Annotated in this window: 14 protein-coding genes; all 14 read right to left on the reverse strand. The window is 67.2% G+C overall.

Features of this window, described 5'->3' with window-relative positions; all coding sequences use genetic code 11:
• Positions 1-317 precede the first annotated feature (317 nt).
• The 14 genes from U5771_RS12310 to U5771_RS12375 all read right to left on the reverse strand — a co-directional run bounded on the left by U5771_RS12310 (position 318) and on the right by U5771_RS12375 (position 15444).
• Positions 318-572 (reverse strand): GlsB/YeaQ/YmgE family stress response membrane protein, encoded by a 255-nt coding sequence (locus U5771_RS12310; RefSeq protein ID WP_034204657.1) that lies wholly within the window; start codon positions 570-572, stop codon positions 318-320.
• Between the two features lie 170 nt (positions 573-742).
• Entirely contained in the window at positions 743-1747 is a 1005-nt protein-coding gene (locus tag U5771_RS12315; RefSeq protein ID WP_322024222.1) for a fimbrial protein, read from the reverse strand.
• Positions 1748-1756: 9 nt separating this feature from the next.
• Entirely contained in the window at positions 1757-4354 is a 2598-nt protein-coding gene (locus U5771_RS12320; protein ID WP_322024223.1) for a fimbria/pilus outer membrane usher protein, read from the reverse strand.
• 197 nt (positions 4355-4551) lie between these two features.
• The gene (locus U5771_RS12325; protein WP_322024224.1) at positions 4552-5292 is read right to left on the reverse strand and encodes a molecular chaperone; all 741 of its coding nucleotides are present in this window, start codon (positions 5290-5292) and stop codon (positions 4552-4554) included.
• A 121-nt stretch (positions 5293-5413) separates the two neighbouring features.
• On the reverse strand, positions 5414-5965 hold the full coding sequence (locus U5771_RS12330) for a fimbrial protein (protein WP_322024225.1): 552 nt from the start codon (positions 5963-5965) through the stop codon (positions 5414-5416).
• Positions 5966-6407: 442 nt separating this feature from the next.
• A complete protein-coding gene (locus U5771_RS12335) occupies positions 6408-7184 on the reverse strand; it encodes an ABC transporter ATP-binding protein (protein WP_322024226.1) in 777 nt (258 codons plus the stop codon).
• Positions 7181-8095: an ABC transporter ATP-binding protein gene (locus tag U5771_RS12340; RefSeq protein WP_322024227.1), complete on the reverse strand. Its 915-nt coding sequence runs from the start codon at positions 8093-8095 to the stop codon at positions 7181-7183. Before U5771_RS12340 ends, U5771_RS12335 begins: the two co-directional genes overlap by 4 nt.
• Before the next feature lies 1 nt (position 8096).
• Complete coding sequence (nikC, locus tag U5771_RS12345) at positions 8097-9011, reverse strand: nickel transporter permease (protein ID WP_322024228.1); 915 nt, start codon at positions 9009-9011, stop codon at positions 8097-8099.
• Between the two features lie 66 nt (positions 9012-9077).
• Positions 9078-10148 (reverse strand): ABC transporter permease, encoded by a 1071-nt coding sequence (locus tag U5771_RS12350; protein ID WP_322024229.1) that lies wholly within the window; start codon positions 10146-10148, stop codon positions 9078-9080.
• A 10-nt stretch (positions 10149-10158) separates the two neighbouring features.
• A complete protein-coding gene (locus U5771_RS12355) occupies positions 10159-11760 on the reverse strand; it encodes an ABC transporter substrate-binding protein (protein WP_322024230.1) in 1602 nt (533 codons plus the stop codon).
• 64 nt (positions 11761-11824) lie between these two features.
• Positions 11825-12388, reverse strand: a complete 564-nt coding sequence (ddpX, locus tag U5771_RS12360) for a D-alanyl-D-alanine dipeptidase (protein ID WP_322024231.1) — start codon at positions 12386-12388, stop codon at positions 11825-11827.
• Between the two features lie 16 nt (positions 12389-12404).
• Entirely contained in the window at positions 12405-13286 is an 882-nt protein-coding gene (gene sapR / locus U5771_RS12365) for a sap1 transcriptional regulator SapR (protein ID WP_322024232.1), read from the reverse strand.
• Between the two features lie 334 nt (positions 13287-13620).
• Complete coding sequence (locus tag U5771_RS12370) at positions 13621-14874, reverse strand: hypothetical protein (protein ID WP_322024233.1); 1254 nt, start codon at positions 14872-14874, stop codon at positions 13621-13623.
• 27 nt (positions 14875-14901) lie between these two features.
• Entirely contained in the window at positions 14902-15444 is a 543-nt protein-coding gene (locus U5771_RS12375; RefSeq protein WP_322024234.1) for a class I SAM-dependent methyltransferase, read from the reverse strand.
• Positions 15445-15458 lie beyond the last annotated feature (14 nt).

Consider the following 15458-nt stretch of genomic DNA (forward strand, 5'->3'; position numbering starts at 1 on the left):
TGGCAGTCCGTCAACGCTGCGGTGCTGTATGCGTAAACGGCAAATCCATCGGACCTCTTGAATGAAAAATCGGAAATCACGGCAATCAGCAAATGACGCCGTATTCCTCCAATCAATTTATCTCAAATTTGTGTGGCCGCAAGTCAGGGTATTGCCGGTGGCGTAAGCTCGCGGAAGGGGCATCGACGAATGCCGCGTTTGCAGGTGATTCGTTGAGGACTCAACGAATCGGCGATCCCGCGAGGCGCGGTGGACCAAAAGAAAACGGCCGCTCGTGAACGAGCGGCCGTTTTGCGTTGCAGCGGGCGCTGCGGCGGTCAGCCCGCGCGCTTGCGCACCGCGCCGACGATCACGAGCAGCACGATCGCGCCGATGATCGACGCGATCCAGCCGGCGCCCTGGCCCGGCGCATACCAGCCGGCGGCGCGGCCGACGTAGCCCGCGACGAGCGAGCCGACGACGCCGAGCACGATGGTCATCAGGATGCCCATCTTGTCGTCGCCGGGCTTGAGCGCGCGGGCGAGGAGGCCGACGATGAGCCCGACCACCAGGGTTTCGATGAATTGCAGCATGAGCGCCTCCCTATGGCTGTTGCGCTGTTGATGAAAGCGAATGGACCCGCACGGCACACCGAGGTTCCCGGCGACGGGCATCCGGCGACGGGAACCCAGGCGTGCGGCGAGCCGAGTATCGCACGGCGACGTGTCGCGCGGATGTCGGCGCCGCCGGCGACGCGTGCCGTTCATTGATAGTCGAGCAGGACCTGCGCGGCGGCATGGACGGAACCGCCGCCGATCGTCGCGCCCGTCTGCAGATAGGACGCCCGCAGCGGAATCGACGGCGATCCGCCGGTGGCCCGGTTGTAGTTCGTCACCGTGTGCGATTTTCGCAGCGCCAGCGGCTGGCCGGTCGTGGCATCGGCGATCTGGATGCCGACGCCGGTGGCCTTGGCGTCCGGGCGCAACTGCATCCCGCCGGTCATGCCGGTGACCAAGTCGTCCAGCGGGGCCAGCTGGTATCCGATCCGGTTGTAGCCGGCCGGGCAGTTGTTCAGCTGCACCTGGAAATCGGTCGCGCCGGCGGTCGAGCCCACGCCGCTGAACGCGCGGCGCTGCACCGGCGGCAGCGTGACGGTCTGGTCGGGAATCGAGCACGTTCCGTTGATGAAGCTGACCTTCGCGGCGAGGAAGACCGGCGACGTCCCGCCCAGGATGCCGGACTTGTAATAGATCGTGTAATAGGCGCTGACCATGCCCGAATTGAGCGATCCGTCCTGCGGCTGGCGGCTGTCGCGGAACAGCATGACTTCGAGCGTGTTGCGCATCGTCATCTTCGTCGACGAGACAGCCACGTTGCCGTCGATGATCATGCGCGTGGACAGGCCGGACACGTTGGTTTCCAGATCGGGGCCGTCGGACACCGACACCCCGCCTTTGGGATACATCCTGATGCTCGTGATCTGGCACGTGCTCGCGCCGCAAACGTCTTGCGGCGTGAAGTAATGGCGGGCGACGGTCGTTCCGGGCGTCGCGTTCGACGGGCTCGACACCGTTGCTTGCCCAAAGGCATAGAGGGACGCCGCGGCCGCGTCGGTCGCGAATGCGACGCATGCGAGCAGCAAGGTCGACGCAACCGCGATCATGCGGGCCGTGCGTCGGGCGACGCCGCCACGTGTGTCGCACAGGTGCGTCATGCCTGCCAGGCTTGCACCGCGGGGCGATTCGGACGATGAGTAAAGGTAGGTCATCTGGATTCCTCAGTGAATGGCGGCGGTTGTCGAATCGGCCTGGCAGACGCTCGTGACGGTCTGTACGCCCGGCGCTCGCCCGCGACGTTGCGCGACGGGAAGCTCGTATGCGATGCGGCAGACCGAACGGCCGTCGTCGCCCCATTGAACCGTCAGCGAGCCGCGGTCGTTGAGCCCGCGCGCGAAAATCTTGCTCGCCTGGGCGACGACGCCGACTTCCTTGCCGGTCTCGTCGTGCACGACGGCGCCGAACGGCAGCGGCGTGCCGTTGGCCTGCGGCGCCCGGACGAGCGCGGCGCGGCCGGTGTCGGTTGCGAACCGGATGAGCGGCACCGCACCGGCGCGCGGCGCGATCTGCCGGCTGGTTTCCTTCAGTTCGACGTCCATCGAGATCCCCTTCGGATCGAGCGCGACCGTATTGAGGCTGTACGGCGTCAGGTAGGGCACGACCGCGTAACCGTTGCCGTCGACCTTGACGCCCGCGGCATTGGTGATGCGCGCGCCGGCCGCACCCGGCGCCTCGACGATCGCGAACGTCTCGGACAACGGCTGCGAGAACGTGATGCCGCCGCGGTGCGCGACCAGCGCGCCGCGCACGCCGAGCGAGCCCTGCTGGAAGTCCGTGCTCGCGCCAGCGCTGGCGTTGATTTCGGCCATGCGCGTGCGGTACGTGACGTTGGCGCTGCCGTCCGTGACCGAGTCCGGTCCGGATGCGTGGTTCGCGCTGACGCTGTACGACAGCGCGTGATCGTCGCCGAGCGATCCGGAGAGGGTCGACTGCAGCCGCGTGCGGCCGAGCGTGTCGCGCGACACGTTGCCGGTGACGGTCATCGGGCGCTCGCGGCCGAACGGGATCGTGACGCTCGCGTAATAGAGCGTGCTCATGTCGCCGCCGGCATTGCGCTGCCGCGTGGCCGTCAGGCTATAGGACAGGTTGCGGAACTGGTTCGTATAGCCGATCGAATAGTTGACGTCCGAGCCGGGGCGATTCCAGTAGTTCACGGCCGATGCCGTGGCGTTGATGCGCCCGCCGGTCGCGCCGAGGCGCTGCGTGAGCGCCAGCGACGCGCGATGGCGCTGACGCCAGACCGAACTGACCGGGCGGCCGTCTCGTACGGCATCGCGTGCCTGCACCGCGTCGTTGAGGCCGAAATAGCCATCCGTCGAATAACGATACGCGGCAAGGGCGACGTCGGTGCCGGTCGCCTCGACGGACTTCGCATAGCTGACACGCATGCTCGAACCGCTGTAGCGCTTCGCGCCGGGGATCGAGGTCATGGCATGGGTCACGTCCGCGCCGAATGCGCCGAACGACGTATTGAGGGCGCCGCCCAGCATCGCGGAGACATAACCGGCGGCAAGCGTGGCGCCGCCGTAGGCCGTCAGCAGGTTGGTCAGGCCGCGCTGGTACGTGGCCTGCGCGAACAGCGGCTGGCTCGATCCGTAGGAATTGCGCAGCGTGCCCGCGACGAAGCTGTAGCGGCCGATGCCCGGCCGCAGCGACATCGGCACGGCGGCGTAAGGCACGGAGAACGTATGCACGGAGCCGTCGGCCTCGGAGACCGACACCTGCAGGTCGCCGCCATACCCGGTCGGGTACAGGTCGTCGATTTCGAAGTTGCCGGGCGCGACCGTCGTCTCGTAGATCGTCACGTCGTTCTGGCGGATCGTCACCTTCGCATTGGTGTTCGCGATACCGCGCACCACGGGCGCATAGCCGCGCAGCGAGTCGGGCAGCATCCGGTCGTCCGTCGACAGGCGCACGCCGCGGAACTGCGTCGAATCGAACAGTTCCCCCGACGTGTAGCTTTCGCCGATGACGAGTTGCGACGACAGCGACGGCAGGTCGCGCTGGAGATAGGTCGCGAGATTCTGGTACCGGCTCTGGCCGCGCGACGACCACGAATAGGAGCCTTCGTGGCGAAAGCGCCAGGCGCCGAGGTTCACGCCGCCGTTCAGGCCGAGATAGCCTTGCGTCTGGGTGGTATGGCCGCTGGCCTTCGACGAGTAGAGGTTGAAGTTGTAGCCGAGCAGGCCGACGGTTTCGCCCGAGGTCCATTGATCGGGGTTCACGTAGCCGCGCGCCTTGCGCGCGAGCGAGGCCTGCGGGATCGAGAGCCGCAGTACCTGGCGCGTGAAGTCGAACGACGCGCTTGCGTCCGGCACGACTTCCTCGATCCGCAGGCATGCGCGGTCGCCGTCAAGCGCCGCGACGACGTCCGGCGCGAGCTTGCCGAAATCGAGGCCGACGCGTTCGAGCAGCGCGCGGTCGAAGCACGGCCGGGCGTCGCCCGAGTCCGGCGCGGCCGCGAAGCGCACGTCGTAGCGGCCGATCCAGTCGGAGCCGACATGGATGTCGGCGGTGTACACGCCCGGGGCCGTCACGTTGCGCTGCGCGAAGCGCGAGACGTCGAAATGCTTGCCCAGGCGGTTCTGCAGGAAGGCGCCGTCGAACTCGACTTGCGCGAGCGTGCTTTCGGCGGCCGATTGCGTGGTCGCGCGGCCATCGCTCGACCACGCGCCGACGCAAGCCATCACCAGCAGATGGATCGGCTTGATGCGGGGCATGTCGGCCGCAGCGTGGCGCGGCAGTCGAGTCGCGGTCATGAGCAGTACTCCAGATAGTTTCGGATCGAGCGGACGCGTTTCGCCGGCGCAGTCGCGCGGGCGTGCGCGCCGCTGCGTGGCGAATGCCGAATCCGGGGATCCCGAGCCGTCCGGTCGAGACGGCGGAAATGACGACGGATGAAAGAAGGGGGCGCGGTCGGTCGCGCCCGTGGCGCGCGCTACCGGCCTCGGCCGCGTTACGGGGCGACGCTGACCGGACGCTTGAGGTCGATTGCCCGGCCCCAGTCGTTGATGCTGCCGAATTCGACCGTTGCACCCGCGGCGGGCGCGTCGGCGAGATTCTTGATCGGGAATCGTTGCGTGCTTCGGGGCAGCACGTAACCCATGCCGGCGTCATGCTTGCGGCCGGCGGCATTCAACAGCACGTTGCCGAAATTGACGACGAACGGTGTCGGGTTGCTCGCCTCGAGCGCATAGCCGCCATCGGTGCGAACCACGCGCCAGTCGAGCTGTGTCGGCGCATCGTCGGCGTTGCCGGCCAGCCCGTCGGGGCGATACATGATCTTGATGCGGGAGCGGAACGCGAGCTGGATGCGGTTCCGGTCGTCTGCTGCGGACGCCTTCGGCGGCACTTCGAGCACGTTCAGCCAGAACAGCGATTCGCGGTCGGCGGGAAGCGGTTCGCCGGTGTGCACGAGACGCAGCGTCTGGCCGTTGCCGGATTCCATCCGGAAGATCGACGGCGTCAGCGTGAACGGCACGTCGATGTTCTCGGGCAAGGCGCTGCTGTCGCCGTGGTCGAGCCAGGCTTGCACCAGCGCCGGCCGCTTGCTGTCGTTCGTGAGTTGGATCGTGACCTCGCGCTCGCTGGACGGGAAGATCACGCGCGTGCCGGCGATCACGACGCTTGCGTCGGCTTGCGACGCGAATGCGGTGACGGCCAGGGTCAGCGTACGGAAGAGCTTCATCAGTTTCATGGGCGTAGAGAGTCGGATCGTTGGAAGGAAACGGACGGAAGCGGACTGAATCGGCAGCTTCCGGACCGCGCGGCGCGACGGGGCGGAGATCGCCGGGGTGGCGACCTCCACGCGCTCGTCCTTACTGGTAGATCAGCGAGTACTCGACACGCGAGTTGACGTCGCCGGCCTTCACGGCGCCGGAGGCGTAGTACTCGGCGAAGTAGTCCAGCTTCGCGTTGCCGTCGGCGTCGATATCGGCGATTTGCGTGTTGGCAGCGGTCGGCGTGCCGATGGTGATCAGCTTCTGTTGAGCATCCAGCACGTTGATCTGGACGCCTTCCGCGGCCTTTTCGCCCGAGTCGATCGTCAGACGGCCGGTCGACTGATCGACGTTCGTGCCGTTTTCGAAGATCACGCCGACCTTCACCGGATTGTTTTCGCCGACCGTGCAGCCCTTGAGCGCCAGCGAGAATGCGCTGCGACCGGCAACGGAGCCGACATCGGTGAGCGCCGTGGTGCTGACCGGCGGCAGCGGGACGGTGAGGTCCGATCCGCCCTCGACGCTGCAGGTCGACGCGATGACTTTACCGATGAAGTTGACGGTGCCGTCTGCCGCGTGGGCCGTGGACGAAAAGGCGATGCCGGCTGCGACGAGGAGGAACGGGATTGCGGTGCGCTTGAGGTTCTTCATATTTAAAAACTCCAATTAAAGTTCGACTTTTGAAAGCGCCTGGTGAATTTAAATCTCTGAATGGCGCGTTTCGGGTTAAATTATGCGCACCGTGTAATGATTTTGTAATGTGACGAGTACGAATCTATTTGATTTTTTTCTAGGACAAGTACTAAGTTTTTGGTTGCCGGCGGCGGCATTCATGCGGAGGAGGCGTGGGAGCGGCAGGAGGGGCTTGGGCGGGCGTACTTGTCCCGCCACCGAAATCGGCCGAGGTGCCGATTTCGTCGGTCGCGCTATTGGATATTCGCGTTATGCGCTATTTGAAGCGGATTGAAGCAGATCGAAGCGGAAACGACCGGCCGGCGAAGCGCGGCGGCGGCCGGCATCCCGCGTTGCAGCCGGGGCGCGTCATGTGCCGTTCGCGCGTGCGAACGGCCGCGATGGCGTCGCGCGATGCGTATCAGGCCGCGGGCGCGTCGATGGCCGGATCGAGGCGGCGGTAGCCTTCGGTCGCGCGCAGCAGCGTGCGCGTGTAGTCGCGTGCGACCTGCCCGGCGCGCACGTCCTCGATCCGCAACTGCTCGACGATCTCGCCATGCTGCATCACCGCGACGCGCTGGCACAGGAAGCCGATCACCGCGAGGTTGTGGCTCACGAGGATCATCGTCAGGTTGCGCTCGCGATGCAGGCGGCGCAGCAGGTTCAGGATTTCGGCCTGCACCGACACGTCGAGCGCGGAGGTCGGCTCGTCGAGCAGCAGCACGCGCGGCTCGACGATCAGTGCGCGCGCGATCGCGACACGCTGGCGCTGGCCGCCCGACAGCTGGTGCGGATAGCGGAAGCGGAACGCCGGGCCGAGCCCGACTTCGGACAGCGCGCGGGCGATGCGCGCGTCGGGGTCGTCGATCCCGTGGATCGACAGCGGCTCGCGCAGCGTCTGGTCGACCGTGAAGCGCGGATGCAGCGACGCGTACGGATCCTGGAACACCATCTGCACGTGGCGGCGGAAGGCGCGGTCGGGCGTGCCGCCGACCGGCCGGCCGTCGATCGACAGGCTGCCGCCCGCAAGCGGCACGAGGCCGGTCAGCGCACGCAGCAGCGTCGATTTGCCGGAGCCCGATTCGCCGACGAGCCCGAACACTTCGCCGTCGCGCACCGCGAAGCTCGCATCGCGCACGGCGTCGACATGGCCCGTGCGGGTCGGAAAACGGATCGAGGCGTGATCGACGTCGATCATCGTGCGGACTCCTGTTGGGCCGTCGCGGCGCGTGCAGGCGAAACGGCATCGAGCCACGCCGGATCGCGCCGCAGCACCGGCAGTTCGTCGGGCGGGTTCGCGAGCGGCGGATTCGCCGCGAGCAGCCCGCGCGTATAGGGATGCGTGGCATTACGCAGGTCGCGCGCGGCGCAGGTTTCGACGACGCGGCCCGCATACATCACCGCGACGCGATCGCAGAACGACATCACGAGCGGCAGGTCGTGGCTGATGAACATCAGGCCCGTGCCGTGCCGCGCGATCATCGCGTCGAGCACCGCGAGCACCTGCATCGATACCGCGACGTCGAGCGCGGAGGTCGGTTCGTCGGCGATCAGCAGGCGCGGGCCGGTCGACACCATCATCGCGATCATCACGCGCTGGCCCATGCCGCCCGACAGCTCGTGCGGATACGCATCGGCGACGCGCGCCGGATCGCGGATCTGCACGGCCGCGAGCGCATCGACGATCCGCTCGCGCAGCGCGCGGCCGCGCAGCCCCGGTTCGCGCAGCCGGAACGCTTCGCCCATCTGCTTCGCGACGGTCATCACCGGGTTCAGCGAATACTTCGGATCCTGCAGGATCATCCCCATCTGGCTGCCGCACAGGCGCCGGCGTTCGCTCGCCGGCATCGCGAGCAGGTCGTGGCCCGCGAAGCGCAGCGTGCGGGCCGACCAGCGCGCGGCTTCGGGCAGCAGGCCGAGCAGCGCGCGGCCCGTCAGCGATTTGCCGGAGCCGGATTCGCCGACGATGCCGAGCCGTTCGCCGGGCGCGAGCGTCAGCGACAGGTCGCGCACCGCGTCGGACACGACGCCGTCGTGCCCGCGAAACCCGATCTTCAGGCCGTCGATCTCGCAGAGCGGCGCGGGTGCGTTGACGGAATTCAGTGGCATGTCACGCTCCATGACGCGGATCGAAGACATCGCGCAGCCCGTCGCCGAGCAGGTTGAACGCGAGGCTGACGAGCAGGATCGCCGCGCCGGGCAGCGTCGCGACCCACCACGCGTCGAGCAGCACGTTGCGGCCCGATGCGACCATGAAGCCCCATTCGGGGCTCGGCGGCTGCGCGCCGAGGCCGAGGAAGCCGAGGCCCGCGACGGTCAGGATGATGCCGGCCATGTCGAGCGTCGCGCGCACGATCACCGACGACATGCACAGCGGCACGATGTAGCGCAGCAGGATCCGCGGGCCCGATGCGCCTTGCAGGCGCGCGGCGTGGATGTAGTCGGCCTGCGCGATGCGGATCGTCTCCGCGCGCGCGAGCCGCGCATAGGCGGGCCACGCGGTGATCGAGATCGCGACGACCGCGTTGATCACGCCGGGCCCGAGCGCGGCCGCGAATGCGAGCGCGAGCACGATCTTCGGGAACGCGAGCGCGATGTCGGTGATGCGCATCAGCACGCTGTCGACGAAGCCGCCGCAATAGCCGGCCGTCGTGCCGATCAGGAGGCCGATCGGCACGACGATCACGACCACCAGCAGTGCGATGCCGAGCGTGAGGCGCGAGCCCGCGATCAGCCGCGAGAGGATGTCGCGGCCGAGCTGGTCGGTGCCGAGCCAGTGCGACGGCGAGCCGGGTGGCAGCAGGCGGTCGGACAGCACCTGGCGCAGCGGATCGTGCGGCATGATCAGCGGGCCGACGATCGCGACGACGATCAGCGCGACCAGGATCGCGAGCCCGAACAGATTGAGCGGATTGGCGGCGAAGCGGCGCCAGCGGCGGTACGCGAGGCCGAACGCGGCCTGCGAGCGCGACGCGGGCGCATCGGAAAGCAGCCACGCGCGCAGCGTGAGACGCTCGGCATTCATGATCGGACGACCTTCGGCATGGGCGAGGAAAGAAGCGGGGTGGAAACGGTCATGGCGCGGCGGCCCTCAGCGTGCACGCGGATCGAACACGCGGTACAGCGCGTCGGTCAGCAGGTTGACGGTGATGAACATCGCGCCGATCACGAGCGTCGCGCCGAGCACCGCGCTCATGTCGGCGTTCAGCAGCGCACCCGTCAGGTACGAGCCGAGCCCCGGCCACGCGAACACGATCTCGGTCAGCACCGAGCCTTCGAGCAGGTTGCTGTACGTGAGCGCGATCACGGTCAGGAGCGGCACCGCGATGTTGCCGAACGCGTGCCGCCAGATCACGCGGCGCTCGGACAGCCCCTTCGCGCGCGCGGTGACGATGTATTCCTGGCTCAGCTGGTCGAGCATGAACGAGCGCGTCATCCGGCTCAGGTACGCGACCGAGTAGTAGCCGAGGATCGCGGCCGGCAGCGCGATGTGCGACACCGCGTTGCGGAACACGTCCCACTCGCCCGCGAGCGCCGCGTCGATCAGCAGGCTGCCCGTGCGCGGGTCGACCATGCCGTCGTACACGGGATCGAGCCGGCCGGGGCCGCCGACCCAGTGCAGCCGCGCGTAGAACAGCAGCAACCCCATCAGGCCGAGCCAGAACACCGGCACGGAACTGCCGATCAGGCCGACGAAGCGCGCGATGTGGTCGATCGGCCGGTTGTGCTTCACCGCGGCCGCGACGCCGAGCGGCACGCCGATCGCGATCCCGATCAGCGTCGCGATCGTCGCGAGTTCGAGCGTGGCGGGGAACACGCGCTGGATGTCGTCGAGCACCGGGTTCGACGTCAGCAGCGACATGCCGAGGTTGCCGTGCAGCACGTCGCGCGCGTAGATCAGGAACTGCGTGACGAGCGGCTTGTCGAGGCCGAGCGCGATGCGCTCGGCCGCGTACGCCTCGGCCGACGCGCGATCGCCGAGGATCGCGAGCACGGGATCGATCGGCACCTTGCGGCCGATCACGAACGTCAGTGCGAGCAGCCCCGCGAACGTGACGGCGAGCGTGAGCGCCCAGCGCAGCACACGCAACGCCCAGCGTACGGCCGGGCGCCGCGCGGGCAGCGTGCGCAGTGCTTCGAGGGAGGAGGCGGGAGTCGACATGCGGCGAATCTTATTGCTTCTTCAGGTTTCGGTACGACACGAGATCGTTGATCGGTCCGACTTCGAGCCCGCTCACGCCGGGCCGCGTCGCAACCTGCGCGACTTTCTCGAACAGGATCACGAACGGCGAACGCGCGAGCATGTCCTTCTGCATCGCCTGATACCGTTGCGCGCGTTGCGCGGCGGTCGGTTCGGCGAGCGCGGTGTCGGTTTCCTTCGTCAGTTGCGGAATGTCCCAGCTGTTGCGCCAGGCCAGCATTTTATAGCTCGACTTGTCGGTGTTGTCGGGGTTCCATGCAAAACCCTGCGCGTTGCTGTGCGGGTCGATGTAGTCGGCCGACCATTCCCCGATGTAGATGTCGTGCTGGCGCGCGCGGTATTTCGCGAGCGTCTGCTTGTTGTCGCCGGGGATCAGCTGCACCTTGATGCCCGCCTGCGCGAAATTCGCCTGCACGGCCTGCGCGATCTCCGTGTACGGATAGTCGTTGCGCACGTCCATCGTCACCGAGAAGCCGCTCGGCACGCCGGCCTTCGCGAGCAGTGCCTTCGCCTTCGCGACGTCGAGCTTGTACGGGTTCGCGTTCAGCGTGCCGAGGAAGCCTTCGGGCAGGAAGGTCTGGTGCACCTTGTAGGTCGTCTTCACGACGTTGGCCTGGATGCCGGAATAGTCGACCAGCCACTTCAGCGCTTCCTGCACGTCGGGCTTCGCGAGCGTCGGGTTCTTCGTGTTCAGGCCGAGATACAGCAGCGTCGCCTGCGGCGAGGCCATGACCTTCGCCTTGCCGGATTTCACGACCGACGCGAGATCGTCCGGGCTCAGGTCGCGTGCGGCATCGACGTCGCCGTTTTCCAGCAGCAGGCGCTGGCTCGCCGCCTCGGGCACGTGACGCAGCACGATGCGCTTCATCGCGAGCGGCAGCCGGTAGCCGTCGAAGCGCTGCAGCACGATGCTGTCGCCGGCCGCCCACTTGACCAGCCTGTACGCGCCGGAGCCGGCCTCGTTGGTCTTCAGCCACGCGTTGCCGAAGTCGTTGCCCTGCTGGTGCGACAGCAGCAGCTTCCGGTCGACCACCGACGCGGGCCACGAGCCGAGCACGTTCAGCACGAAGGTCGGCGCGTATTTGTGGTCGGTCGTGATCGACACCGTCTGGTCGTCGAGTTTCTTCACGTTCGCGGCGACGTTCGCCTTCGTGAGGCCGATGCCGGTCAGCACGGCGGCCGGGCCCTTGTCGAGCAGCACCGCGCGTTGGATCGACCACGCGACGTCGTCGGCCGTCAGCGGGTTGCCCGAGTGGAACTTGAGGCCCGCGCGCAGCTTGAACGTATAGGTCAGCCCGTCGGGGCTCACCGTCCACGACTGCGCGACGTCGCCGTTGAATTTCGACGGATCGCGCAGGTCGACGCGCACCAGCCGGTCGTACGTGTTCGCGACGTATTCCTCCGGCACCAGTTCGTAGATCTCGCCGGGATCGAGCGTCGTGAATTCGTCGAGCAGCGTGGCCATCACGAACATGTCCTTCGGCGTTTCCGCGCGTGCGGCGGAAAGCGGAACGGCGGCGAGCACGGACGCGGCCGCCAGCGCCGCGACGAGCCGGGATGTCGGGAATTTCATGTGCGCTTCTCCATGTGTCGTTGAAGTCGTTGAACGTGAACGGTGAAGGAAACGTGCATCGTCGTTACATCAGGCGCCACGGGCCGCTCGCCGCGTTGTCGATCTGCGGCAACGCGCGCGAACCGGGCAGCTCGTAGTGCCACCACTCGCTGTCGACATGCGCGAAGCCGGCCGCGTGCATCACGCCGAGCAGCAGCAGCCGGTTGCGCTGCACGGTGTCAGGCAGCCCCGCGTGGAAGTGGCCCGACGCGGCCACCATCTCGTCGAAGCCGGTGCCCATGTCGAGCGGCTCGCCGTTCGCGCCGACGAGCGTCAGGTCGAGCGCGGTGCCGCGGCTGTGGTTCGAGCCGCGGCCGAGATCGGCGACGAAGTTCGGATCGGGCAGGAAATCCCACAGCACCTGTTGCGCCTGCGGCGGCCGGTACGCGTCGTAGATGCGCAGCATGAAGCCGGCCTGCGCGGCGACGTCGACCGCTCGGCGCAGCGCGGCTTCGGCCGGCTCGAGCAGCAGGCAGTGCGCGCGGCGGTAGATCGGCTTGCCGGTCAGGTTGCGCGCGGTCGCATAGACGAGATCGATCTCGACGCGATGCGTGGCGGGCGTGATTTCGACGAGGCGGTGTCGGTTCATCGGCGGTCCGGGGCGCTCAGGATTCGAATTGGTCGAAGGTGCGCTGCAGTTCGCGGTTGCGCGCGACGCGCCGGTCGATCGCGGGACCGAGGCGGTCGACCACGGCGGTGATCAGCAGGTTGAACAGGCAGGTGAGCGGGGCGAGCGAATCCCAGAACTGGCCGACGTCGGTCTTCACCTGCAGCAGGTCGGCCGGCCATTCGCGCGCCCACGGGCAATAGAGATCGGTGACCAGCGCGAACGGCTGGCCGCGTTCGGCGGCAGCCTGGCAATAGCGGCGCGCGCCGCGCGAATAGGCGCGCGTATCGGTGACGATGCAGTACGGCCGCTCGAACTCGGAGTTCAGCGAATCGACGTACGAGCCCGATTGACCGTCGGAATAGAACACGCGCGGGCGCAGGTATTCGAGATAACTGCTGAACGCATTGCTGATGCCGCGGGTCGACTGGATGCCGAGGATGAACACGGCGTCGGCATGTGCGATCCGGTCCGCGACCTGCGCGAACACCGGTTCCTCGGCGAGCCGGTAGACATGACGGATCGCATCGAGCTCGCGATCGAGCGACGATGCCAGCGTGCCGTCGCTGCGATTGCTATCGCCGGCGGTCGTGTGCGTGCCGGCGGCGCGGCGGTATTCGTCGAGGCGATCGGTGATCATCCACGGGCGGTCGCTGCCGCCGCGCAGTTCGCGTTTCAGGTCGTCGAGGTTTTGATAGCCGACGCTGCGCAGAAAGCGCCCGACGGAGATGCCGCTGGTGCCGGCCTGCTGCGCGATCTGGTCGGCGGTTTCGAGCCCCAGCCGGTCGAGGTTCGCGAGCATGTAGCTCGCGATGCGCTTCGCGGTCGGCGTCAGCTCGGCAAAGCGGGATTCGACGGTATGGGCGAACGCGCAGGTCATCGGGATGTTAGATGTTTGTCATCGGATGATTCGGTGTCATTCATCTAACAAAGCCAAAATCATTCGCGCCAGCGGATAAAAACTATGGTTTGGCGGCGGCTGATAGCCATGTGCAAGGACGGGCCGGCAGCGCAATGACGATGCGCGGCGGGACACCTCATTTCCGTCACGCCGATTTCGCGTTCATGCGTGTGAGCACGATTTTGCGTTTATCCGAAACCGGCGATGGCGAGCGCGCGGACGGCCGATCAGGCTTCGCCGCCCGGTGCGTCGCCGCATTACCGCGTGCGATGCGTCGGGCGGCAAGCCGACGACGCATCGCCCACGCTACTGCCTACTGCTGCATGTCCGGCGCCTCGCGCAGCCGCCAGATCGCATTGCACTGCTGGCCGCCGAGGCTCGTCGAGCGCAGCGTGACGACGGTGCCAGCCGCGACCTGATACCAGAAATGCGTCATCAGTCCGGTGCTCTTGCGTTGTGCCTGCCCGTCGATCAGCACCTCGCATCGCAGCGGCGACGGCGAGCCGGACGGGTGCGTCATGTACACGTTCAGCCGCGCGATGTCGCGGGTCGCGGTGAACACGATCTCATGGTTCCCGCTGCCGACCAGCATCGTGCCGCCCGGTTCGTCGAGCGCCTGCAGATACGCGCCCGCGCCGCCCTCGATTGCGGCCGCGGTGACGGTCAGCCCGGCCGAGCGCACGTACTCGGTCGCCGCGATGCGGGCGGCGATCGCGTCGGACGGCGCCGGCGTGCCGTCCGACAGCGCGAACGGCGTGCCGTCGCGCAATGCGGCGTCGACGTGGTTCGGGTAGTAGCGCCACCGGTCGAAGAACCGGATGTCGCCGGTCATGTGCAGCGCGCGGATCGGCTCATCCTGATAGCGCAGCGTCGTGGTGCCGTTGCTCGCGTCGAACGACTCGTGAATGCCGTTCTTGCTGACGAAGTTCTGGATCGGGTCGAGCAGCGCGGTTTCGCCGCGTGCGCCCCACAGGTGCAGGAACGTCGTGTCGATCCCGAAGCATTCCTGGAAGTCGGTGCCGATGCGGGCGACGCAGTCGCGCAGGTGCGCCGCGTAGCGCGCCCACGCGGTGGCCGTGCCGGCGACGAGCCCGGCCTGCAGCGCACCGCCGTGACGCGCCTTCACGTCGTCCACGACGAGACGCCAGTGCGCGTCGCGCCGCTCGCCGATCAGCGGCGCGACGACGAACGTGCAGAACAGCGGGTCGGGGCACGCGTACAGGCGATCGTCGGCGATTCGGGAGAACAGGTCGAACGAGGCCGTGCAGAACCAGATGTCCGCGTCGTACAACGCAAGTTTCGTGATGTGCGGATTGCGCGCGCAATAGTCGGCGGCCTCGATGAAGCGGCCGACCGGCAGCGCATATTCGCTCGACGCGTCGATCACGTCGACCGACTGACTCGCCAGGATGCGCCGCTTGTGTTCCGACAGCCCGTAGCCGATGACGGCCACCTGTCCGTCGTAGCCCGTGTGCCGCAGCGACAGCAGGAACGGCACGAGCATTTCGTACCACGCGCGGTTGTTGTCGTTGATCGCCACGCAGACCGCGTGTCCGTTCGAATGCATGGTGCCTCCCCGTTGCGCGAGCACGGCTCAATAGCCGACGTGACGCTCGCAGACGACCGCGCCGCAACCGCGGCTGTCGTGATACGCGATGTGAAACTGCTTGTTGTCCCACAGCCATTGGAACACGGCCTGGTAGACGCCCGACGTGTTCATGTCGTGCAGCACGATCTTCTTGCGCGCGAGCGGGCCGAACCGGTTCAGCTCGGCGAGCGTCTGCTCGTACGTATGGGTGGTGTCGATGAACAGCAGGTCGGATGCGAGCGGCGCCATTGCGAGATCGTCGGCGATCCTGAATTCGAAGTCGATCGACAGTGCCTTCGCCGCGTGCTTCAGCTCGTCCTGGATATGGAAATACTGATCGGTGATGTCGACCGACACGAGCCGTTTCGGCTGCGCGAGCATGAAGGCCGTCGTGGTCAGTCCGGTGAATACGCCCAGTTCGAGGATGCTGTCGCATCCCGCGGCCGTCCGGGTGTAGAAGTCGAAGCGCGACGGGCTGTCGCCGAGCCAGCCGATCGGTTCGATCTTGTACTGCAGGAATTCCAGGCGCAGTTCTTGTAATGAGCGCATTGCGTGGTCCCCGA

Origin of the sequence: Burkholderia sp. BCC1977, from assembly GCF_905339595.1 — a bacterium.
Taxonomy (GTDB): Bacteria; Pseudomonadota; Gammaproteobacteria; order Burkholderiales; family Burkholderiaceae; genus Burkholderia.

Bases quoted from the DNA above. Each gene is read 5' to 3' on its own strand.
- U5771_RS12310 (WP_034204657.1), bottom strand. From the start codon at position 572: ATGCTGCAATTCATCGAAACCCTGGTGGTCGGGCTCATCGTCGGCCTC.
- U5771_RS12315 (WP_322024222.1), bottom strand. From the start codon at position 1,747: ATGACCTACCTTTACTCATCGTCCGAATCGCCCCGCGGTGCAAGCCTG.
- U5771_RS12320 (WP_322024223.1), bottom strand. From the start codon at position 4,354: ATGACCGCGACTCGACTGCCGCGCCACGCTGCGGCCGACATGCCCCGC.
- U5771_RS12325 (WP_322024224.1), bottom strand. From the start codon at position 5,292: ATGAAACTGATGAAGCTCTTCCGTACGCTGACCCTGGCCGTCACCGCA.
- U5771_RS12330 (WP_322024225.1), bottom strand. From the start codon at position 5,965: ATGAAGAACCTCAAGCGCACCGCAATCCCGTTCCTCCTCGTCGCAGCC.
- U5771_RS12335 (WP_322024226.1), bottom strand. From the start codon at position 7,184: ATGATCGACGTCGATCACGCCTCGATCCGTTTTCCGACCCGCACGGGC.
- U5771_RS12340 (WP_322024227.1), bottom strand. From the start codon at position 8,095: ATGCCACTGAATTCCGTCAACGCACCCGCGCCGCTCTGCGAGATCGAC.
- nikC (WP_322024228.1), bottom strand. From the start codon at position 9,011: ATGAATGCCGAGCGTCTCACGCTGCGCGCGTGGCTGCTTTCCGATGCG.
- U5771_RS12350 (WP_322024229.1), bottom strand. From the start codon at position 10,148: ATGTCGACTCCCGCCTCCTCCCTCGAAGCACTGCGCACGCTGCCCGCG.
- U5771_RS12355 (WP_322024230.1), bottom strand. From the start codon at position 11,760: ATGAAATTCCCGACATCCCGGCTCGTCGCGGCGCTGGCGGCCGCGTCC.
- ddpX (WP_322024231.1), bottom strand. From the start codon at position 12,388: ATGAACCGACACCGCCTCGTCGAAATCACGCCCGCCACGCATCGCGTC.
- sapR (WP_322024232.1), bottom strand. From the start codon at position 13,286: ATGACCTGCGCGTTCGCCCATACCGTCGAATCCCGCTTTGCCGAGCTG.
- U5771_RS12370 (WP_322024233.1), bottom strand. From the start codon at position 14,874: ATGCATTCGAACGGACACGCGGTCTGCGTGGCGATCAACGACAACAAC.
- U5771_RS12375 (WP_322024234.1), bottom strand. From the start codon at position 15,444: ATGCGCTCATTACAAGAACTGCGCCTGGAATTCCTGCAGTACAAGATC.